At 48.8% G+C, this 3,242-nt stretch carries 3 protein-coding genes; all 3 read right to left on the bottom strand.

All coding sequences use genetic code 11. The features are described from left to right. Positions 1-50: 50 nt before the first annotated feature. Positions 51-1,187 (bottom strand): DNA methyltransferase, encoded by a 1,137-nt coding sequence (locus tag AC3B8H_RS19690; protein ID WP_488443218.1) that lies wholly within the window; start codon positions 1,185-1,187, stop codon positions 51-53. 9 nt (positions 1,188-1,196) lie between these two features. Next, entirely contained in the window at positions 1,197-2,279 is a 1,083-nt protein-coding gene (locus AC3B8H_RS19685) for a Fic family protein (RefSeq protein ID WP_488443217.1), read from the bottom strand. Between the two features lie 93 nt (positions 2,280-2,372). After that, positions 2,373-3,242: restriction endonuclease (locus AC3B8H_RS19680; RefSeq protein ID WP_488443216.1), on the bottom strand; the 870-nt coding region annotated here is incomplete at its 5' end.

The raw sequence follows: 3,242 nt of genomic DNA, 5'->3' as shown, positions 1-3,242 counted from the left end.
CCAGCAGAGGGCGCCACCTTTTTTCAAGTCAGGCTGTACACCAGATTTAGTTATAACTCATCAAATCTCCATTGTTTATTTGGTCCACAAGTTTTTGAGAAGCCGCGATAAGTGTAATTTCCACTCCTGGTTTCGCTTGGATGTTGGCTAACAATTGGATAATCTACACGTCCCCATTCGGCACCTGAAGCGATATATTCTTCAACGTCACAATCTTTATATTCAGATTTACGAAGAACAATTCCCTCTCTCCAAAGCAATGAAGTCATTTTTGAACCTTCTCCAGGTTCGCGTCTTGGGGTATATATAGGACGAATCTTCAGATTACTTTTATTCTTAGCAAACCAAACAATAAAATCATTAACGGGGTCAGTAGGTGTCGTTGAACTCTTTTTTTTGAAAATAATTGTATTTATATAATTTGGTTCACCAAAAACCTCATCCATCACCGCCCGCACCCGATGAACATTCTCATCGCCAATCTGCACGAAAATCGACCCGGAGTCGGTTAACAAATCCCGCGCCACGGTCAGTCGGTCGCGTAAATAAGTCAGATAGGAATGAATGCCGTCGCGCCAGGTATCGCGAAAGGCCTTAACCTGTTCCGGCTCCCGGGTGATGTGGTCGGTGTTGCCGTCTTTGACATCTCGGCTGGTGGTGGACCACTGAAAGTTGGAATTAAATTTGATGCCGTACGGTGGATCGAAATAAATGCATTGCACCTTGCCGCGCAAGCCTTCGCGTTCGGCCAAGCTGGCCATCACTTGCAGACTGTCGCCCAGAATCATGCGGTTGGTCCAGTGAGCATCGTGGCGGTAAAACTCGGTCTTGGCGTTTTCATCCGGCACGCCGTTGAAGTCGCTGAATAAATCGACCTGATCCGGTTCCGCCGGTTTGTCGGCGTCGCTGCGTCTTAACAAGTCGTCGATCAACACCTTGGGATGGACTTTTTCCTGGATATACAGCGGCGGCGCATGCACGATCAAATCCGACCAGTCCTGTTCGTCTTTACCGCGCCAAACTAGTTGCGGGTCGAGGTCGCGGTTGCGGCGCTCATAGGCCAAACGAATCGGGTTTTGCTCATCCTTGGCCATCACCGATTGGTATTCGGCTGTAGGAATGTTTTTGCGGGTGGCGTCGTCGTGAGTGAGGGTTTCGACGCTGAGTTTGCTGGTGTCTTTGGCCATAAGGTTTACTTATTCTCCTTGTAAGGTCGAGCCGCTGAGAATCTGGTTTAGCGCAATATTGATGTAATAGTTGGAGCGACCGACTTTTTGTTTCAGCAAAAATCCCCCTTCGGCCAGGGCGTCCAGATATTTGGTGGCCGTTAGCCGGGAGACATTTAAATCGCTCTCGATGAATTCGATTTTGGTGTAAGGGTGAGTGAACAGGTTATTGATCAAGTCCTGGCTGTAAAAACGATACTGTTCACGGATGTTATGTTTGGCATGCATCAGTGCCGATTTGATGGCATGTATGGTCTGGATGGTTTCGCCGGCGGTGACTTCGACTGCGGACAGCATGTACAGCACCCATTCTTCCCAAGTGTCGTGTTCGCGAACCGATTGCAGCAAGCGGTAATAATCGGCTTTGGTTCTAACTATCTGTCGGCTGAGATACAGTACGGGAATATCCAGCAAGCCTTCTTTCACCAAATACAGCACATTGATGATGCGCCCGGTTCTGCCATTGCCATCGTAAAAGGGATGGATGCTTTCAAACTGATGATGTAACAAGGCCATTTTAATCAGCGGATCGGCAGCATAGGATTCGTTGATATTGATGAATTGCTCCAAATCCCGCATCAGTTCGCTGATGGCCTCCGGCGATTGCGGTGGGGTGTACACGGTTTGACCAAAACCATCTTTCAGCGCGGTGCCCGGTAATTTGCGGAATCCGGCATTGTTTTGTTCCAGCTCTGCCTGGATTTGCAGAATGTGGTTATTGGTTAATAGCCCGGTGGATATCACTTGTTCAAAACCGATCCGTAATGCTTGCCGGTAGCGTAATACCTCTTTGGCAGCGGGATTGGCGAAACTGTCTGGAAAGGCGTCGTCTTTGAAGAGTTCGTCATGGGTGGTGACGATGTTTTCAATGGCGGAACTGTCTTTGGCTTCTTGCATGCCCAAGGTATTGATCAAAATGCCTTGATTGGGAATCGAAGCAGCCACACCTTTTAGTTCCGCAAGCTTTCGGCTGGCAAGCGCCAGTTTCTTCAAAATTTCGGCGGTTTCAAAGCGTTCCGGTGCTAAGGTTTGCAGAGGTTTAATGGACGTCATCATGCACCTGTGGAAGGATCGTTGATAGAAAACCACTGTTTTCTATGCATATCGACAGGAACATGTATAGCAAAGTGGCAAAATCTATACATATCAATTGTGGTCTTGGCTAACGGCGTCCAGCAGCTTGGCAAATTCGGCTTCGACTTTGGCATCGAAGTCGGTTTCAATTTGATACACCTCGGTAAACTCGGCGAAAGCCCAGCGACCATAGGTTTTTAGGTTGTTCACGCCGGGTATCCAGTAAGTATCCATGGTGGCTTTTTTATCTTTGGCATCCTCGCGGCGATAGCCTTTGATTTCGACGATCAGGTTGAGCAAATCATCTTCGCCGTGACCGTCATCGACTCGTACGATAAAGTCGGGTAAGTATTTGCGGGTTTCCGAACCATAGCGATATGGTACTTCCAAACCGAGGCTGTGGTTTTTGACATAGGCTTTGACCTTGGGATGTTTTTCCGCGACGCGGCAAAATTCAGCCTCCCAATCACTATCGAGAACCACCCAATTGATGTGGCAGCGGTCGGCAGCGGTTTCCCAGCGATCGGTTTTGGAGGTGTTAAAACTGACCTGATTGGTCGACCCGGTGGGGTTATAAGGATCAAGCACAGCTTTGATAGGACGCGTACCAACCAAGGATCGGGTGATAGCGGCGGTAATGCGTTCGCAAGCCATATCGGCCAGTTCTTGATACATCAACTGGGCAGGATAGGTCTGGCCTTTGCATTTCAGACAGGTATCCAGCCATTGCTTGGTGATACGTTTGAGTTGGCCAAACAGGTGGAGTTTGGCTTCGTCGCCGGGGTCGCGCCATTTGGTGTAGAGCAAACGTTGCGTCAGATGAAATAGCAGCGTGGACCTGCGCATATCGCCGGTATGAACCAGGTTAAGGTCAACTGATTCACCAATGATGCCAGAATTTTGGGTGACCGACGGACCAACCAAATCAGGTGTCAATTCTAA

Source organism: Methylomonas sp. BG-2 (assembly GCF_057766305.1).
The sequence above is the reverse complement of the archived record's forward strand: the minus strand, read 5'-3'. Positions and strand labels throughout refer to the sequence as shown.